At 63.4% G+C, this 17,867-nt stretch carries 19 protein-coding genes and 2 tRNA genes; 10 read left to right on the top strand and 11 right to left on the bottom strand.

Annotation, left to right across the window (positions count from 1 at the left end; translation table 11 throughout):
• Nucleotides 1-2: 2 nt before the first annotated feature.
• Nucleotides 3-539, bottom strand: coding sequence for a heme NO-binding domain-containing protein (locus tag ACN0S5_RS18065; RefSeq protein ID WP_417210144.1), 537 nt, complete (start codon nucleotides 537-539; stop codon nucleotides 3-5).
• Between the two features lie 130 nt (nucleotides 540-669).
• On the opposite strand from ACN0S5_RS18065, the gene ACN0S5_RS18060 reads away from it, so the two are divergent.
• The gene (locus ACN0S5_RS18060) at nucleotides 670-1,833 is read left to right on the top strand and encodes an alpha-hydroxy acid oxidase (protein ID WP_417210135.1); all 1,164 of its coding nucleotides are present in this window, start codon (nucleotides 670-672) and stop codon (nucleotides 1,831-1,833) included.
• A 131-nt stretch (nucleotides 1,834-1,964) separates the two neighbouring features.
• Here the strand turns inward: ACN0S5_RS18060 and ACN0S5_RS18055 are convergent, their stop codons facing one another.
• Nucleotides 1,965-3,182, bottom strand: coding sequence for an MFS transporter (locus ACN0S5_RS18055; RefSeq protein ID WP_417210134.1), 1,218 nt, complete (start codon nucleotides 3,180-3,182; stop codon nucleotides 1,965-1,967).
• A 103-nt stretch (nucleotides 3,183-3,285) separates the two neighbouring features.
• On the opposite strand from ACN0S5_RS18055, the gene ACN0S5_RS18050 reads away from it, so the two are divergent.
• On the top strand, nucleotides 3,286-3,924 hold the full coding sequence (locus tag ACN0S5_RS18050) for a 50S ribosomal protein L25/general stress protein Ctc (protein ID WP_417210133.1): 639 nt from the start codon (nucleotides 3,286-3,288) through the stop codon (nucleotides 3,922-3,924).
• A 141-nt stretch (nucleotides 3,925-4,065) separates the two neighbouring features.
• Here ACN0S5_RS18050 and ACN0S5_RS18045 read toward each other — a convergent pair whose 3' ends face one another.
• A complete protein-coding gene (locus ACN0S5_RS18045) occupies nucleotides 4,066-4,380 on the bottom strand; it encodes an antibiotic biosynthesis monooxygenase family protein (RefSeq protein ID WP_417210132.1) in 315 nt (104 codons plus the stop codon).
• Nucleotides 4,381-4,450: 70 nt separating this feature from the next.
• Between ACN0S5_RS18045 and pth the strand changes: the two genes are divergently transcribed.
• From pth to ACN0S5_RS18030, 3 genes are read left to right on the top strand one after another with little or no spacing between them, the layout of a single operon-like run.
• Nucleotides 4,451-5,179, top strand: a complete 729-nt coding sequence (pth, locus tag ACN0S5_RS18040; protein WP_417210131.1) for an aminoacyl-tRNA hydrolase — start codon at nucleotides 4,451-4,453, stop codon at nucleotides 5,177-5,179.
• Nucleotides 5,176-6,327 (top strand): serine hydrolase domain-containing protein, encoded by a 1,152-nt coding sequence (locus tag ACN0S5_RS18035; RefSeq protein WP_417210130.1) that lies wholly within the window; start codon nucleotides 5,176-5,178, stop codon nucleotides 6,325-6,327. The genes pth and ACN0S5_RS18035 overlap by 4 nt, the downstream gene beginning before the upstream one ends.
• Nucleotides 6,328-6,340: 13 nt before the next feature.
• Complete coding sequence (locus ACN0S5_RS18030) at nucleotides 6,341-6,724, top strand: DUF2237 family protein (RefSeq protein WP_417210129.1); 384 nt, start codon at nucleotides 6,341-6,343, stop codon at nucleotides 6,722-6,724.
• Between the two features lie 247 nt (nucleotides 6,725-6,971).
• Here the strand turns inward: ACN0S5_RS18030 and ACN0S5_RS18025 are convergent, their stop codons facing one another.
• The 8 genes from ACN0S5_RS18025 to ACN0S5_RS17990 all read right to left on the bottom strand — a co-directional run bounded on the left by ACN0S5_RS18025 (nucleotide 6,972) and on the right by ACN0S5_RS17990 (nucleotide 13,219).
• Nucleotides 6,972-8,120: a slipin family protein gene (locus ACN0S5_RS18025; protein ID WP_417210128.1), complete on the bottom strand. Its 1,149-nt coding sequence runs from the start codon at nucleotides 8,118-8,120 to the stop codon at nucleotides 6,972-6,974.
• A gap of 389 nt (nucleotides 8,121-8,509) precedes the next feature.
• Nucleotides 8,510-8,582, bottom strand: a tRNA-Arg gene (locus ACN0S5_RS18020).
• A tRNA-OTHER gene (locus ACN0S5_RS18015) sits at nucleotides 8,580-8,653 on the bottom strand. Before ACN0S5_RS18015 ends, ACN0S5_RS18020 begins: the two co-directional genes overlap by 3 nt.
• Before the next feature lie 415 nt (nucleotides 8,654-9,068).
• Entirely contained in the window at nucleotides 9,069-10,313 is a 1,245-nt protein-coding gene (gene trpB, locus ACN0S5_RS18010) for a tryptophan synthase subunit beta (RefSeq protein WP_417210127.1), read from the bottom strand.
• A 277-nt stretch (nucleotides 10,314-10,590) separates the two neighbouring features.
• Entirely contained in the window at nucleotides 10,591-10,821 is a 231-nt protein-coding gene (locus ACN0S5_RS18005; protein WP_417210126.1) for an N-(5'-phosphoribosyl)anthranilate isomerase, read from the bottom strand.
• 34 nt (nucleotides 10,822-10,855) lie between these two features.
• The gene (locus ACN0S5_RS18000) at nucleotides 10,856-12,178 is read right to left on the bottom strand and encodes an MATE family efflux transporter (protein ID WP_417210125.1); all 1,323 of its coding nucleotides are present in this window, start codon (nucleotides 12,176-12,178) and stop codon (nucleotides 10,856-10,858) included.
• 109 nt (nucleotides 12,179-12,287) lie between these two features.
• Complete coding sequence (locus tag ACN0S5_RS17995) at nucleotides 12,288-12,797, bottom strand: PaaI family thioesterase (protein WP_417210124.1); 510 nt, start codon at nucleotides 12,795-12,797, stop codon at nucleotides 12,288-12,290.
• A complete protein-coding gene (locus ACN0S5_RS17990; protein WP_417210123.1) occupies nucleotides 12,797-13,219 on the bottom strand; it encodes a PaaI family thioesterase in 423 nt (140 codons plus the stop codon). Before ACN0S5_RS17990 ends, ACN0S5_RS17995 begins: the two co-directional genes overlap by 1 nt.
• A 138-nt stretch (nucleotides 13,220-13,357) precedes the next feature.
• Here ACN0S5_RS17990 and ACN0S5_RS17985 point away from each other — a divergent pair, with 138 nt between their 5' ends.
• The 5 genes from ACN0S5_RS17985 (at nucleotide 13,358) to ACN0S5_RS17965 (ending at nucleotide 17,650) form a co-directional block, all read left to right on the top strand.
• A complete protein-coding gene (locus tag ACN0S5_RS17985) occupies nucleotides 13,358-13,735 on the top strand; it encodes a MerR family transcriptional regulator (protein ID WP_417210122.1) in 378 nt (125 codons plus the stop codon).
• 247 nt (nucleotides 13,736-13,982) lie between these two features.
• Complete coding sequence (locus tag ACN0S5_RS17980; protein WP_417210121.1) at nucleotides 13,983-14,384, top strand: MerR family transcriptional regulator; 402 nt, start codon at nucleotides 13,983-13,985, stop codon at nucleotides 14,382-14,384.
• Between the two features lie 34 nt (nucleotides 14,385-14,418).
• Entirely contained in the window at nucleotides 14,419-16,200 is a 1,782-nt protein-coding gene (locus ACN0S5_RS17975) for an acyl-CoA dehydrogenase C-terminal domain-containing protein (protein WP_417210120.1), read from the top strand.
• Between the two features lie 87 nt (nucleotides 16,201-16,287).
• Nucleotides 16,288-16,500, top strand: coding sequence for a hypothetical protein (locus tag ACN0S5_RS17970; RefSeq protein ID WP_417210119.1), 213 nt, complete (start codon nucleotides 16,288-16,290; stop codon nucleotides 16,498-16,500).
• A gap of 25 nt (nucleotides 16,501-16,525) precedes the next feature.
• A complete protein-coding gene (locus ACN0S5_RS17965) occupies nucleotides 16,526-17,650 on the top strand; it encodes an acyl-CoA dehydrogenase family protein (protein ID WP_417210118.1) in 1,125 nt (374 codons plus the stop codon).
• Nucleotides 17,651-17,867: the final 217 nt, after the last annotated feature.

The following is a 17,867-nucleotide window of genomic DNA, read 5'->3' as shown; positions in this document are numbered from 1 at the left end:
CCTCATCGCTCCAGCCGCACGTCGAACACCGCCTCGCGCGCCGATACCCGGTCGACAACGACGTTTGCGCGCCCTCCGAAATGGTCGATGCACGCCTCGACCAACCCGTGACAAAAAGCAACAAGCGGGCGGTCGGACCGATAGGTCATCCGCAGGCTGTCGGCACCGGTCCAGACGGTGTCAAACCGCGGAAGCTCGGCATCCGGATACAGCTTGCGCACCTCGGCGTGGACCTCTGTTTCGATTGCGACCAGCATGTCCAGCGCCGTTGTCTTGTCCCTGAAGAACCGCGGATACTGCTGGACGAAACGGCCATGCATCCATCCGCCCAGCTTGCGGTGCAGGTCGTCGCGGGGAACGCCGGTCAGATCGCTGACCGCGCCGACGATCCGCATCAGTTCGGCGCAGGGGTAATGCCCCACCGATGTATAGGCCCCGCCGGACTCCAGAGCCAGCTGGTCCAAAAGGTCATCAACCGCGTCTTCACCGATGGCCCGTTCCGTCATCTCTAGGAATTCGGTGAAAACAACACCTTTAATAATGGCAACTCCTTGACCTTAATGCTGATGCGATAGCGCACTGCGGTGAACGATGTCTTAAGAGTCGCATTGCAAGAAACTCACAGCATTGGTAATCGAAACTTACCAATTTCTCAGAAAGCGCCGCACCATGCCTGTCATTACCGAAATCGAGGACCTCAAGCGCCTCTACCGCCGCCGGGTCCCCAAGATGTTTTACGACTACTGCGAATCCGGCAGTTGGACAGAACAGACCTTCCGTGAGAATTCTTCGGATTTCGACGACATCTATCTTCGGCAGCGTGTGGCGGTCGACATGGCGGGCCGGTCGACGCAAACGCAAATCATCGGCAAGGACGCGGCGATGCCTGTGGCGCTGGCCCCGGTCGGCCTGACCGGCATGCAGCACGCCGACGGCGAAATCCTTGCCGCCCGTGCTGCCGAAAAATTCGGTGTGCCGTACTGCCTCTCGACCATGTCGATCTGCTCGATCGAAGACGTGGCCGAGAACACCACCAAACCTTTCTGGATGCAGGTCTATACGCTCAAGGACAACGCGTTCATGCAGAACCTCTTTGACCGCGCAAAAGCGGCCAATTGTTCGGCAGCGGTGATCACCGTCGATCTGCAATTGCTGGGCCAGCGGCACAAGGATCTCAAGAACGGGTTGTCCGCCCCGCCCAAGCTGACGCCGAAATCGGTGGCCAACATGATGACCAAGGTCGGCTGGGGTCTGGGGATGCTACAGACCAAGCGGCGGTTCTTTGGCAATATCGTGGGCCACGCAAGCGGGGTCACAGATCCGTCCTCGCTGGCGACATGGACCGCAGAAAGCTTTGACCAGTCGCTGAACTGGGACCGCATTCGCGAATTCCGCAAGATGTGGGACGGCCCGCTGATCATCAAGGGGATCATCGACCCGCGCGATGCGCTGGAGGCCTGCAATGTCGGCGCGGATGCCATCGTGGTGTCCAACCACGGCGGACGGCAACTGGACGGGGCGCTGTCCTCGATCCGCGCGCTGGAGCCGATCATGGACGCGGTGGGGGACAGGATCGAGGTGCATATGGACAGCGGCGTGCGGTCCGGGCAGGACGTGCTCAAGGCGCGGGCGCTTGGGGCCAAGGCGGCATGGATTGGCCGCGCCTATGTCTATGGGCTGGGCGCCCGGGGAGAGCAGGGCGTGACCGAGGCCTTGCAGGTCCTTCACAAGGAACTGGACCATTCCATGGCGCTCTGCGGGCATACGGATATCAACACCGTGAACCGCGACATCCTGATGGTGCCCAAGGGGTTCTCCGGCGATTGGAGCTGAAACGATTTTTCGACGAAAAATCGCCCCCCTTGTCGGGCGGGACCGGTCGCGGGTGCACCTGTGACCGGTCCCGCCCGACTTAACACATTGTTAACAAACAGATGTTTCGCGCGCGAAACACCACCCTCCTGTCACTCGGCAGGCCGCGCCGCGCCGCCTTCGAACCGCATCGCCAGTGGCACCAGCACCAGCGGGATCACCAGCATCAGCCCCCCCACCGCGGTAAAGGAGGCGGCAAGGCCGAAGGCTTCGGAGAGGCCGCCCATCAGCGGCGGGCCGATGAAGAACCCGGCGTAGCCCATCACCGCCACGCGGCTGATGGCCAGAGCCTTGTCCTCGTGCGCGACCAGACGACCGCACCAGGAAAAGGCCATCGGCGCCACCACGGACACTCCGAACCCCAGAATCGCAAAGCCCAGATAGGCCACCGGCAAACCCGGCGCCCAGGCCGCGCAGACCGCCCCGACCGCCGTCAGCATCGCGGCAAGCCGGATCACCGCCGCCTCTGACACGCGCTGCGCCACCACCTGCCCGCCAAACCGCCCCACCGCCATTGTCAGCCCAAGGATCGCGGGCCCCAGCGCGCCCATGGCCGCGCCTGCACCCAACCCGCGTTCCAGATGCAGCGCCGACCAGCCCTCTGTCCCCTGTTCCGCCATAAAACCCAGCAGCACAATCAGCCCAAGCGGCGCAAGCAGCGCCCAGGACAGTGGCGCGGCGAGGGGCGCATCCTCGGCGCGCGGGGTCTCGCGGACCGGCGCGCGGGCCATCTGGATACAAAGCGCCAGCACCGGCACGGCCAGCGCGGCAAACACCGCCAAAGGCGACCACCCCGCCTCTCGTGCGACCCCGGTCCCCAGCGCCGCCGCCGCATAAGACAGCGAATACAGACCGTGGTTGAGATTCATCAGGGAGCGCCGGGTCTGGCCCTCCAGCAGCGACAGCCGCGCGTTCATGGACACATCCAGCGTGCCAGAGGCCATCGCCCCCGCCATCATCGCCAGCGCAAAGCCGGTGCCGGTGCCCGCCAGCCCCGGCAAGAGAAACGCCGCCGCCATGGTGACGCCCAAGACCGGCAGATCCACCGCCCCCAACCGCCGCTGCACCCAGGGCGCCAGCCACATCGCAAGGACCGCCCCGGTGGCCGACACCAGCATCGCCAGACCGAACCCGCCATCCGACAGCCCGACCTGCGGTTTAAGATCCGGCACAAGGGCGGCAAAGGCGCCCCAGTACAGGCCCACGGCGACAAAGCCTGACGCCGGGCCACGGCTGATGTACAAATCTCGCAACATGCCCTGCGGGTGCCACGGCACAGCCGCCTCGTCCAGCACGAAACCGCGCCGCAAGGCAGGAAACCGCTTGCCTTGAAGGGCGATCCGGTTTACCGGCACGGCTTCACGCGGGGTGACAGCCTTGGAGGCACCCTGCACAGATAGATGGAGACTTCAAATGGCTGGTGAGATTCCTGATCTCAAAGCTCTGGAACGGACGGGGACAGGCAAGGGCGCCGCTCGTCAGGCCCGTCGCGACGGCATGGTTCCGGGGATCGTTTTCGGTGGTGAGAAAGACCCGCTGCCGATCAACCTCCCGTTCAACAAGCTGTTCCACCGCCTGAAAGCGGGTCGGTTCAAGTCGACGCTGTTCAACCTGCAAGTCGAAGGCCATGAGGACGTGCGCGTCATCTGCCGGGACGTGCAGCGTGACGTGGTCAAGGATCTGCCGACGCATGTCGATTTCATGCGCCTGCGCCGTACCTCGAAGATCAACCTGTTTATCCCGGTCGATTTCGTTGGCGAGGAAGCGGCTCCCGGCATCAAGCGCGGCGGCATGCTGACCGTGGTGCGCCCCGAGGTGGAACTGATCGTGACCGCCGGCGACATCCCCGAGAAGGTCACCGTTGACCTGACCGGCATGGAAATCGGCGATATCGTGCACATCTCGGACGTGACCCTGCCCGAGGGCGCCAAGCCGACGATCGACCGCGACTTTGTGATCTGCAACATCTCTGCTCCGTCGGGTCTGACGGCTGCGGGCGATGACGATGACGCCGATGCGGCAGAGGTCGAGACCGAGGCCGCGGAAGACTGAGGTCTTTTGCAAGGTGATTTTGGAAACCCCCGCCGGTGCGCGGGGGTTTTTTTGTTGCGCAGAGGGGGCGCTGCCCCCTCGGCCTGCGGCCTCCCCCCCGGGTGTATTTGGACAAAGAAGAAACGGGGGACGGCGTTCTGTTCAGGCGGTCAGCACCTGAACCGCCTGAAACCTTTCGAGGTCCGGCGGTTCCAGATACATGTGGCCAGAGCTTTTGGCCCCGCCGTGTGCGTCCCGAAATGCCTGTGACCGGGTCCAGTCCGTAAAGCTGGCTTCGTCCTGCCAAACAGTGTGCGAGACATAAAGCACATGATCCACGCGCTCTGGCCCCTTCATCAAGGCAAAGCTGACAAAGCCGGGGACCGATTTGAGGTGACTGTCGCGGCCTGTCCAGAGGTGCTCGAACGCCTGTGTCTCTGATTTGACCACCTTGAAGCGGTTCATGGTCAGGTACATCCTGCTCTCCCGTTGTGATATCTGTCCGCTCTGGCCTACATAGGGCGCAGATACGGTCTTGGAGGGCAGAGTGCAGATATTCGTGGGTCTCGGCAATCCCGGCGCGAAATACGCCGGAAACCGGCACAACATCGGCTTTATGGCGCTGGACCGGATCGCGGGCGATCACGGGTTCGGGCCATGGAAGGCGAAGTTTCAGGGGCAGTTGGCCGAGGGGCGGCTGGGCCGCGAAAAGGTACTGCTGCTGAAGCCGGAGACCTTCATGAACCTCTCCGGGCAATCGGTGGGTGAGGCGATGCGGTTCTACAAGCTGGAGCCGGGAGATGTGACCGTCTTTCACGACGAACTGGATCTTGCCCCCGGCAAGTGCAAGGTCAAGACCGGTGGCGGGCACGCGGGCCACAACGGGCTGCGGTCGATCCATGGCCATATCGGCGAGGCCTACCGGCGGGTGCGGCTGGGGATCGGGCATCCGGGGCGCAAGGAATTGGTGGCGGCCTATGTGCTGCACGATTTCCACAAGGCGGATCAGGCGTGGCTGGACGATCTGCTGCGCGGCATGTCGGACGGGGCCGCGCATCTGGCCGAGGGTGATCCGGGCAAGTTCATGAATGCCGTTGCGCTGCGCACAGCACCGCCGCGATCGTCAAAGGCCCCGGAAAAGACTGTAGCAAAGACTGTGGCAAAGACGGAGGCGACGCCACCGGCGGCGGCAACGCCCAAACCGGTGCCGGAGGACAGCGCCAGCGGCGCGGACACCCGCAACCCGTTGCAGCGTCTGGCGGACAAGTTCCGATGATCCGGCGGCGCGCCGCCTCGATCGGTCTGATCCTGCTGATCGGGATAGCCGGTGCGGGCTATGTCTATCGCGAAGAGGTGCACCGCCTGCGCGCGACGATGACGCTTTTTGACGAGGGCGAAATCGTCGAGAATTTCAGCCATATGGACCGACTGTTCGAGACCGTTCCGATCCCGGTGCAGACCCGCGCCACCGGCCTGCTGCGGGGGCCTGACATGGCCTTGCCGGCGCAGTGGCAGGACTGGTTGACCCGCCGCGCTGTGACCGGCGTGATTGTCCTGAAGGACGGCACAGTGCGTCATGAAAGCTATCATCTGGGGACCGGCCCGGACGACCTGCGCATCTCGTGGTCTATTGCCAAATCCTATTTGTCGTCTCTTTTCGGGATGTTGCTGGCGCAAGGCGATGTGGACAGTCTGGACGATCCGGTGACGAAATACGCGCCCGCCCTGGTGGGCAGCGCCTATGACGGTGCATCCATCCGCAACGTGATCCAGATGTCCACCGGCGTTGTTTTTGATGAGGACTATCTGGATTTCTGGAGCGACATCAACAAGATGGGCCGCGTCCTTGCGCTTGGCGGGTCGATGGACGGCTTTGCCGCCGGATTGGATGCGCGTGATCAGCCGCCGGGCGAGGTCTGGCGCTATGTGTCCATCGACACGCATGTGCTGTCGATGGTCGCGCGCGGGGCGACCGGGCGCGATCTACCGGATTTGCTGGCGGAGCATGTTCTGGATCCCATGGGCGTCGAAGGTGAACCCTATTATCTGTCAGATGGTTACGGAGTGGCCTTCGCGCTGGGAGGGCTGAATATGGTGCTGCGCGACTACGCCCGGCTGGGCGAGGTGTTTCGCGACGGCGGGCGTCTGAACGGCAGGCAGATCGTCCCCGAACCATGGGTCATGGAAAGCACCACCCCGTCGGCCAAGACCGCGCCGGGCAAGTTGAAATACGGCTATCAGTGGTGGATGCCTTCGGATGCGCGCGCGGGCGAATTCATGGCGCGTGGCATTTACGGCCAATACGTCTATGTTGATCGGCAGAGCGGTACGGTTGTCGCAATGACGGCGGCGGACCGGAACTTTCGCGAGACAGGGGCCTTTGACGATGCGCTGCAAATGCTGCGCCATCTGACGGGCCGGTAAGGAGCGATCAGCGATGTTGAAAAAAGACCCGTCTTTCAACGTATTGGGGAACTCTCTTGAGCCATGCTCACAAGTGCCGCTGACCGGGTTCTTTCGTGACGGCCACTGTAACACCTGCGCCGAGGATCGGGGCAGCCACACGGTCTGCGCTGTCATGACAGCCGAGTTTCTGGCCTATTCGAAATATGTCGGCAACGACCTGTCGACGCCACGGCCCGAGTTCGGTTTTTCCGGGCTGAGACCGGGGGATCACTGGTGCCTTTGCGCGTCCCGCTTCTTGCAGGCGCATGACGAGGGCTGCGCGCCCAAGGTAAATCTGGCGGCAACCCATCGCGCCGCGCTGGAGATAGTGCCATTGACCGTGCTGGAGCGCCACGCGGACGACGCGAATGGCTGACCATCCGGCGGGTGGCTGAAAAACGTGGGGCACTCGTGGACCCGCATCTGCTTTGGGCGGTTCGGGGGGCAGCGGCCAGTTGGGTGACGGCAGAAACCTTGTCATTTCCGGATCACATGCGTGAAGAACATCCGGAACACGATAGAAAAATTTCACTTATACGATAAATACACAGGCACACTAGGGCATCGGCCCAGGCACGCGCATGGCCGCCCCGGTTCCCCGGAGCGGCCTGTTTCAGGCAGGTTTAGTCGCGCAGCCGCGCGATGTCCTGCATAAGACCCTGCGTCCCGTTGTGGACGGTGAGGTGATCGACCTTGCCGGCAATCGCCTCCAGCGCCTCAAGCTCTTTGAGCCGCAGCATCACCGGGTTGTCCTCCATGACCTTCGCGGTGTTCAGAAGCGACCGCATCGCGTTCGTTTCTTCGCGCCGCTGGATCACGTTGGCCTCGGCCTTTTTCTCGGCCTCGACCACGCGGTTGAGGATCTCGCGGATCTCCCCCGGCAGGATCACGTCCTTGAGGGCGATCTCCTGCACGTCGATCCCGATCGCCGCCATCTCGGTCCGCAGGGTCTGGCCTGCTTCCACGTCGATGGCCCCCTTCTCGGCAAGAAGCTGGTCCAGTGTCAGCGCCCCAAGGCGGCGGCGAAAGACCAGTTGCACCGCGCGGTGCAGCGCCTCTTCGAAGTCGGTCACCATGGTCACGGCCCGTTCCGGGTCTGTCACGCGGAAGACCGCCGTCAGGTTGACCCGGATCGTCACGCGGTCCTTGGTCAGGATCTCCTGCCCCGAGACCTCATGCGCGCGCTGGCGGGTATCCACCAGCTTGACCGTGGCGCGCGGCCCGGCTGCCCAGAAGGCGTGCGCCCCCGGTTCCAGCCGACCGGCCAGAACCCCGTCGAGAAAGAGCATCCCGACCTGCCCCTCTGCCACGTGCAGAGAGGTCAGCGCACGGCTCAGGCCCGCCCGGTCCAGCCGCCGCGCAAGCGCGGCGTCGACGCGGGGGTTGGCCGCAAGGTCAAACCGTTCGACCGTGAACGGCCCCGCGTCGGTCCACCAGACTGCCCGGTCTTCGGGAAAGAGCACCTCTATCGGCCGCCCGTCGCGCGAGACCACGGCGATCTCACCCGTGGCGGTACGCACCTCTGTCAGGTGCCCCACGGTCAGGTCGGGACGGCTGCGGAACAGCGCCCGGTCGAAGGCCGAGGAAAACCGGAGACGGTCGATGTTGTGGGTCTCACGCGTGCTTTTGGCACGCCGAACCCGGTGCTCACCGGGGCCAAGCAGCGCGTCAAAGCGCCCCCGGACCAGAACCAGCATCCGTTCGTTTTCGGACAGCGTGATGCGGTCACGTCCCGTGAATGCATCCATGAAAAAAGTCAGCACGTTTGTCATCTCAAGTCTCCTCTTTCGCGTGCCTATCGTCGTCGCAAAGCGATGTTCCTTTGTTTTGATCGGGTTGGAGGCAGGTTTGCCCCACAGGTGTGAATGTGGCGGGCCCGGAATGCCCCCGTGCCACACCTGCGGACGGGAGGCCGGCGAGAGGGGCGCGGAGCCCCGGCGCGCCTTCGATGCGGGCATCGAAAGGCGGACCGGAACCCGGCGGAACCGTCATCCGACGCTCCGGCCAGCAGCCGGAGCAGGCAAGACCGGTGCCGCCCCCTTTGCGTTGCCGCGCAGAGATTGGCGTGGGTGTTCCCTGCAAAGGACACCCCGGACCCTATGAGTTGGACCGCTTGCGCGGACCGGCGTTTTGAGGCCGGTGCCCTCCATGAAGGGCTTTGGTCAAATGGCAGGAGTCGAACCTGCGACACTTCGATTAGATGTCGAATGCTCTACCTGTTGAGCTACATTTGGAGACACAGGAGGGATTTGAACCCCCGACACACAGGCAAAGGCCTGCCGCTCTACCGCTGAGCTACAATGTCATCCCGACCTTTTGAACAGGCCCTGGCATACAGGAACGGCAGCGCCGACTGCACCGGGGGAGTGATCACCTCCGCCCGCTAGGGTCCGGTCCGTTGGAGCCGGGAGTGCTGGATAGCCGCGAAAGCCTGACTCGCTCCAGTATGGAATTCCGGGCCTTGGGGTGCCGTGACGTAAGCGCAACAATATTGCGCCCGCGCGCAATTAATGGAAACCACACGCCCGCGGTATTAGCTTTTCCTGAGGGTCAAAGCGATTGCGAAATTGCGGATATTGCGGATTTTTTCGAAGGCTTGGGTGGGTGTGAGGGTCGCGATGCCCTGTGCCCACGCACCTGCCAGACCTGCCGATTAGGAAACGGCCCCGACCAATCGGGGGTCCGGGCCGTTCCAGTCGGTCGGGTGCCAGAGCGCGGCGTCAGCCCGCGTTGCGCCCTTCGGTGGCGGACATGTCAACGCCAAGGTGTTTGGCCACGGTAAAGATGTCCTTGTCGCCCCGGCCACACATGTTCATGCAGATGATGTGATCCTTGGGCAGATCCGGTGCGATCTTGGCCACATGGGCCAGCGCGTGGCTGGGTTCCAGCGCGGGAATGATGCCTTCCGTCTCACAGCACAGCTGGAAGGCGGCCAGCGCCTCCTTGTCGGTGATCGAGACGTATTGCGCCCGGCCCACGTCATGCAGCCAGCTGTGTTCCGGACCGATCCCCGGATAGTCGAGGCCAGCGGAAATCGAAAACCCTTCGAGGATCTGACCGTCGTCGTCCTGCAACAGATAGGTGCGGTTGCCGTGCAGCACGCCGGGGCGGCCGCCGGTCAGCGAGGCGCAATGCTCCATCTTGTCGTTGACGCCTTTACCGCCCGCCTCGACCCCGATGATCGAGACCCCCTTGTCGTCGAGGAAGGGAAAGAACAGGCCCATGGCGTTGGACCCGCCACCGATGGCGGCCACCAGCGTGTCGGGGTTGCGGCCTTCGGCCTCCAGCATCTGTTCCTTGGCTTCCTTGCCGATGATCGACTGGAAATCGCGGACCATGGCCGGATAGGGGTGCGGCCCCGCGACGGTGCCGATGCAATAGAAGGTATCGCGCACGTTGGTCACCCAGTCGCGCAGCGCGTCGTTCATCGCGTCTTTGAGCGTGCCACGGCCCGAGGTCACCGGGACAACCTCTGCGCCCAACAGCTTCATCCGGAAAACGTTCGGCGCCTGGCGTTCCACGTCATGCGCGCCCATGTAGACCACGCATTTCAGGCCGAACTTGGCGCAAACGGTGGCGGTGGCGACGCCGTGCTGCCCTGCCCCGGTTTCGGCGATGATGCGGGTCTTGCCCATGCGGCGGGCGAGGATGATCTGGCCGAGGACGTTGTTGATCTTGTGCGCGCCGGTGTGGTTCAGCTCATCCCGCTTCATATAGACCTTGGCGCCGCCAAGGCGTTCGGTCAGGCGTTCGGCGAAATACAGCGGCGAGGGCCGACCGACGTAGTGCTTCCAGAGGAAATCCATTTCCGCCCAGAAACTGTCGTCCGTTTTGGCCTTCTCGTATTCCTCTTCCAGCGAGAGGATCAGCGGCATCAGCGTCTCAGAGACAAAGCGGCCCCCGAAGATGCCAAAGCGGCCCTTCTCATCCGGACCATTCATGAAGCTGTTTACGAGATCGTCCATTTCGCCACTCCTCTGTCTGGGCGTCTGAATAGGGCAAATGGCCCCCCGGTGACCAGAGGCAAATGGCAGAGAGCGATCGGGTTCGATACAGGCGCGGTGCGGTGGCGGAATTGCGACGTGGCAAGGGTGCCGTGACCGATACGCGATCCGGGGAGCGCGGGCAAAGGCGCTTCGAAGCGCCTTGGACACGCGGCTTTGCCGCCGCGTGCGGGCCTGTTTCGACCCGCGCGATCCAAGCTGTTTTCACGCGGCGGCCCAAGGGCCTTCGAAGGCCCTTTCACCGCAGCCTGCGGATGGGGTGGGCATTGCAGAAGATCACAAAATGGCGATGGTTCTCGACCGCCTGAAATCCGCGCCGCGCCACGGCCTCAGCAAAGGCTGCGCGGCCCACCAGCCTTTCGACATCGCGCACCTTGCGCTTGACCACGCCGCCAGACAACGCCTCTCGCGAGGCGAAAATCTGGTTGAGCCATTGACCGGCGGTGAGGTGATCGGGCAGTTGCGCCATGCCGCAGGGTCCGTCAGGTCTGGTTAAGATCGGCTTAACCGGCCATCACCGCCCGCTCCAGCGACGGGTAGCGCAGGCCCAGCGTGATGCCGCGGGCGACAAAGGCGATCATCAGCGCGGCCCACATGCCGTGTGGCCCCAAAAGCGGGATCAGCACCGTGGCGGCGGCGAAATAGATCGCGACCGAGACGGCCATCATGTTGCGCATGTCGCGGGTCCGGGTCGCGCCGATAAAGATGCCGTCCAGCATCCACGCCGGCAGGCCAAGCACCGGGGCCAGCACGATCCATGGCAGGAACTGCCGCGCCGCCTGCTGCACCTCCGGATCTTTGCTCATCCCGTCGATGATCAGCCCGCCCAGCAAGGCAAAGGTCAGGGCAAAGGCAAAGTTCGACAGGAACCCCCAGAGGCTGGTCAACCGGACCGCCCGCCTGAGCCGGTCCAGCGCACGAGCACCAAAGGCCTGTCCCACCATCGCCTCGGCGGCGAAGGCAAAGCCGTCCAGCGCATAGGCCATGATCTCGATGAAATGCAGCAGAACGTGGCTGGCGGCCAAAACCACCACCCCGAATCCGGCGCTGTAGTAGAAGATGAACGACAGCAGCACCGCCTCAAGCATGAGCGAGCGCAGCAGGATATCGCTGTTGACCACCGCCATGACGCGCAGGCGGGCGCGGTCAAAGACCCGCGGCCAGTCGCGCCATGCCGGGTTGGCAAAAGCCCCGCGACAAAGCCAGAGGCCAAGGGCCAAGCCGGTCCAGTCGGCGCAGACCGTCGCCCATGCAAGGCCCGGCACCCCAAGGTCCCAGCCGACCACAAACAGCAGGTTAAGCGCGATGTTCAGACTGACGATCCAGATCTGTAGCGCCAGCATCGACCGGGTGCGCTCTTGCGCGCCGAGCCAGCCGTTGATGCCAAAGATCGCCACCGCCGCCGGGGCTGACAGGATGCGGATGTCCATGTAGTCGCGGGCAAGGGTTTTCACCTCATCCGCGGCCGGCGAATAGGCAAACCCCAGATCGGCAATCGGCCCCATGAGCGGGATCAGCAACAGCCCCCCTGCCCCGCCGACCATCAGCGCGCGGGTCAGCAGCGCCGCGACCTCTGCCCGGTCGCCCGCGCCATGCGCCTGCGCGGTCATGCCCGCCGTGCCCATCCGCAGGAACCCGAAGACCCAGAGCAGGGTCGACAACAGCGCCGCGCCAACGGCGACGGCGGCGATGGGGGTTGCGTCGGGGATCTGGCCGATCACGGCGGTGTCGGCCACGCCTTGCAACGGCACGGTCATGTTCGCCAGCACGATGGGAACAGCGATCCGCAGGACACGGGTGTGGGTGATGGGCTCTGGCGTGGTCATGGCAATTCGGCTGTCGAAAATCGCAACGGGGCACAGCCCCGTCACCTGAAATGATGCTGTCGGAGTATGGCAGTCGGGACCGGGCGGCAAGGGCCGCATCCCGGCGTGTTCACTCCTCCCGGCGCGGCATCAGAAAATGCGCCGTCGCCTCGGCGATGGGTCGGTCGCGGTTGTCTTGCCATGCCTCGGCCTGCACGCTGGCATAGCGCCGTCCCGACCGGGTCACGCGGGCGCGGGCATAGGCGTCGCGCGGCAGGCCGGTGCGCAGGTAGTCGACGGTAAAGTCGATGGTCTTGGGCAGGCGGGGCAGCGCGCCGCGCGCCATTTCGTCGGGATCGAGCAGTCCGGACTCGATATCCTGCCAAAGATAGGTCCAGCTGAGCGTGACCATGGCTGTCATCTCAAGAAAGGCGGCGGTCACGCCACCGTGGATCGCGGGCAGGAAGGGATTGCCGATCAGCTTTTCGTCAAAAGACAGGACGGCGGTGAGTTCATCGCCTCGGCGGTCAAAGCTTACCCCGAGGTACTGCATGTAAGGCACGCCCGACACCAGCGCCGACAACGCGGCGTCACGACGCTGCTTGATGATCTGGACGGGTTCAGGAGGGGTATGCGCCATTATTTGCCCTCCACGGTGAATGTCCCGGCCGCGGTCGCCACCGGCCTTTCGGGGTCTTCGTCCATTGCGGTCGCGCGGACAAAGGCGACCGAGCGGGTGATGTGATAGCATTCGGCGCGCGCCGTGATGGTCTGCCCCGGCGTGGCGGGCCGCATATAGTCGATGCGCAGGTCAATCGTGGCGGTGCCTGCGGGCGACTGCGGGTGGCTCATGACCGCCGCGCCGCTACAGGTGTCCATCAAGGCCGACACCGCGCCGCCGTGGATCACGCCGGTTTCCGGGTCCCCGATAAAGCGGGCGTCGTAGGGCAGGCGAATCTCTGCCAGCCCGTTGCCGATTTCGGTGATTTCCATGCCCAGCGCACGGCAATGCGGTATGGAATCGATGAACTGACGGGCAATGCGGGCCTTGTCTGCGGTCATGCGGGATCTCCTTGGGGTCTTTATGGGCGCGCGGGTCAAGGGCTGCAAGCGATCGGGGAACACGCTGCGCTTTGACGTCGGGTTGTCTCGGGCTCGGCTGCGGCTTAGGTTTCACCGTGGCTGATGGGGAGACAGGTGATGGGCGACACGCGTCTGACGTTCAAGGAAATGTGCGCAAAGTTCGACGTCACGCCGCGAACCCTGCGATACTACGAGTATATCGAGCTTTTGACGCCCGAACGGGATGGCCGGGCGCGCCACTACGGCCCGCGCGAGATTGCCCGCATGACGCTGATTCTGCGTGGCCGGAAGTTCGGCTTCCAACTCGAAGAAATCCGCCAGTGGCTTCTGATCTACGAACACGAGGGCACCGAGGCGCAGATGCGGGCCTGGATCGCCATGGCGGACCGGCAGCTTGCCCATCTCGAAGACGAGCGGCGCCAGCTTGACGACGCCATGAACGAACTAAAAGCCCTGCGCGACGAGACCGACGAAACGCTGAACGGCGCCGGTTGACGCCTGATTGACGCTGTCCGCGTTGCCACGGCAATCAGCCAAAGCGGTTCGGCGCGCAGAAATTTTATCCTTTGGTAAAAATATTGCGCAAAACAGCGCTTGACCTTGCTTTATCTTACGTCAAGCAAAGAGTGACGTAGCGTATGAGTTACGTCAACGAGAATTCCCATTGTAAGAAGGCAGCGCAACCTGCACCTCCATTCCGTGACACGACTGTGACGGACACGGAGAGCCGGGGATGCGAGACATGACAGACGAGCAACTGATGACGATCCGGGAAATGTGCGACACGTTCGAGGTGACCCCTCGGACCCTGCGCTTTTATGAGCAGAAGGAGCTGCTCTTCCCGATACGCGAAGGCCAGAAACGGCTGTTTACCCGGCGCGACCGGGCACGGCTAAAGCTGATCTTGCGCGGCAAGCGGTTTGGTTTCAGCCTGGAGGAAATCAGGCAACTGCTTGACCTCTACCATGTGGGCGACCGGCAGCAGACGCAGCTGGAGGCGGCCTATGGGGTGGCGAAAAACCGGTTGGCGGACCTGATCCGGCAACGGGACGAACTGAACACCGCGATCGGTGAGTTGCAGGAACAGATGAAATGGGGCGAGCGGATGCTGGCCTCGATGGAACAGAAACGCGCGATCCGGTAATCCGGGACGCCGGCAGGACCCCAGGGAGAGAGACATGCCCAGCTATACGGCGCCGATCCAAGACCAGATGTTCATCCTCGATGATGTGCTGAAAATCAGCACCCAAGATATCCCCGGATATGAGGATCTGGACCGCGAAACGCTTGACGCGATCCTCGGCGAAGCGGCCAAACTGGCCGAGAACGTGCTGGCCCCGCTGAATCAGGTTGGCGACACTGAGGGATGCGTCCTTGAAAACGGTGTCGTGCGCACGCCGAAAGGGTTTCTTGAGGCCTTTGACCAGATGCGCGAAGGCGGCTGGACCGCGCTGGACTGCGACCCGGAGTATGGCGGCCAGGGCCTTCCCTATGTGCTGGCCACGGCGGTGGGCGAACAGTTCTCCGCCGCCAACATGGCGTTCAACATGTATCCGGGCCTGACCCACGGCGCCTACTCGGCGATCCACGCCCACGGGTCGGACGCGCAGAAGGCCATGTATCTGCCCAAGATGGTCACCTGCGAATGGACCGGCACCATGAACCTGACCGAGCCGCATTGCGGCACGGATCTGGGCCTGATGCGCACCAAGGCGGTGCCGCAGGACGATGGCAGCTACAAGATCACCGGCCAGAAGATCTTTATCTCCGCCGGTGACCACGACATGAGCCAGAACGTGATCCATCTGGTTCTGGCCAAGATCCCCGGCGGCCCCGAAGGCATCAAGGGTGTCTCCCTGTTCATCGTGCCCAAGTTCATCGTCGACGCCGAGGGCAATCCCGGCGCGCGCAACTGTGTCTCGGTCGGCAAGATCGAGGAAAAGATGGGCATCCACGGCAACTCGACCTGCGTCATGGATTACGACGAGGCGACGGGCTATCTGCTGGGCGAAGAGCACAAGGGCATGCGCGCCATGTTCACCATGATGAACGAGGCGCGGGTGGGTGTTGGCCTGCAAGGCTATGCCCAGGCCGAAGTCGCCTATCAGAACGCCGTGGAATACGCCAAGGACCGCCTTCAAGGCCGCGACGTGACCGGGGCGAAAAACCCTGACGGTCCCGCCGATCCGCTGATCGTGCACCCCGACATCCGCCGCAACCTGATGGACCAGAAAAGCTTTGTCGAAGCGGCGCGGGCTTTTGTCTTTTGGGGCGCGTCGATGATCGACCGCGCGCACAAGACAGGCGATGCGGCCGCCGACGGGCTGATTTCCCTGCTGACCCCGATCGTCAAAGGCTTTTTGACCGACAAGGGCTTTGAGATGGCCACCGCCGCGCAGCAGGTCTACGGCGGCCACGGGTACATCGAGGAATGGGGCATGTCGCAATTCGCCCGCGACGCCCGCATTGCCATGATCTACGAAGGCGCAAATGGCGTGCAGGCGCTGGACCTCGTGGGCCGCAAGCTGGCGCAGGACGGTGGCAAGCACGTCATGGCCTTCTTCGACATGGTCAAGACCTTCGCCTCTGAGCACAAAGGTCAGGACGAGGATTTCGACAAGCACTTCCTCGACCCGCTCAAGGCGGCCTCCAAGGACCTGCAAGCGGCGGGCATGTACTTTATGCAGAACGGCATGAAGAACCCCAACAACGCGCTGTCCGGCTCTTACGATTTCATGCACCTCTTCGGGCATGTCTGCCTTGGGCTGATGTGGTCGAAAATGGCATGGACCGCCAAGGCGAAGCTGGCCGCAGGCGGGGGCGATACGGACTTCTACGCCACCAAGATCGCCACCGGGCGCTACTACATGGCGCGACAATTGCCGATGACCGGCACCCATCTCAAACGGATCGAGAGCGGCGCAGAAACGGTGATGGCGCTTGAGGCGGACGCGTTCTGAGGCAAAGGTAGAGGCGGCGGGATATGTCCCCGCCGCCGCCCCCGTGACCGGGCGACCCGCCCGGCACACCCAGCCTCGGAGGAGCCTATGCCAAAACGATTTCGCCTGACCCGCCGTTTCCCGGTCGCGATGACCGAGGACGGCTATCGCAAGCTCAAGCGGTTCGCCCATGAGGCGGGGCTGGACGAAGGCGAGGCCTTGTCTTTCCTCTTTGAACACTTCGACAGCGTGACCGACACCGATGCGCTGGCGCACAGGTTGCGGCTGTTCAACGCCGATCTGGACGAACGCAAGAAATAACGGGGACCCCATGCCGCAAAACTGGATGACCGACGAGCACGCCATGCTGGCCGAGATGACAGCAAAGTTCATCGAAACCGAATGGCAGCCGCTCTATGACAAATGGCGCAAGCAGGGACAGATGGACCGCGAAACCTGGGCGCAGGCGGGGGAACTGGGCCTGCTCTGCCCCTCGATCCCCGAGCAATACGGCGGCGCAGGCGGCGACTTCGGCCATGAGGCGGTGATCCTGATGGAGGCGGGCCGCGCCAATCTGGCCAGTTGGGGTCACGGCATCCACTCTGGCATCGTCGCGCATTACATCCTGTCCTACGGCACCGAAGAGCAAAAAACGCGCTGGCTGCCCAAGATGGTGACCGGTGAGCTGGTGGGCGCCTTGGCGATGACCGAACCCTCCGGCGGGTCGGACGTGCAGCGGCTCAAGACCAAGGCCGTGAAAGAGGGCAACGCCTATCGCCTGAGCGGGCAAAAGACCTTTATCACCAATGGGCAACACGCGAACCTGATCGTGGTGGCGGCCAAGACCGATCCCAAGGAAGGCTCCAAGGGCATGTCGCTGATGGTGGTCGAAACCGAAGACGCGGCAGGGTTCAGCCGCGGTCGCAACCTCGACAAGATCGGCTGCCACGCGGCGGATACATCAGAGCTGTTCTTCGACAATGTCGAGATCCCGCCAGAAAACCTGTTGGGCGGCGCCGAGGGACAAGGGTTCTACCAGATGATGCAGCAACTGCCGCAGGAGCGGCTGATCATCGCCTGCGGCGCGGTCGGCGCGATGGAGGGCGCTGTGGACCGCACGATCCGCTACTGCAAGGAACGCGAGGCCTTTGGCGGGCCGTTGACCCAGTTCCAGAACACCCGCTTCAAGCTGGCCGAATGTCAGACCAAGACAACCGTCGCCCGCGCCTTCCTCGACGCCTGCATGGCAGAGCATCTGGAAGGCAAACTGAGCGTCGAAAAGGCGGCAATGGCGAAATACTGGCTGAGCGACACACAAGGCGAAGTTCTGGACGAATGCGTCCAATTGCACGGCGGTTATGGCTTCATGCAGGAATACGCCGTGGCTGAAATGTGGGCAGATGCCCGTGTGCAACGCATCTACGGCGGCACAAACGAGATCATGAAGGAACTGATCGCACGCGCCCTCTAGGACGGCGCTGCGCGGTGAGAAAGGATTGGGGTATTTGCCACAGAGAAGAAACAGGAAGGTTGCGTATCGGACCCAATATGCAGGGCTGCAATCAACCTTCCCGCCTTGCCCGCGCCTTTGGCCAGGCACGGGGCTTCTCCTCTGGCGGTCATCGGCTCCCCAGCCTGTACCGCAAGACCAACCATGACGCGTTAACCTTAACGCGCCGTTATCAGGG

This window comes from Antarctobacter sp. (genome assembly GCF_048262615.1).
GTDB lineage: Bacteria > Pseudomonadota > Alphaproteobacteria > Rhodobacterales > Rhodobacteraceae > Antarctobacter.
The sequence above is the reverse complement of the archived record's forward strand: the minus strand, read 5'-3'. Positions and strand labels throughout refer to the sequence as shown.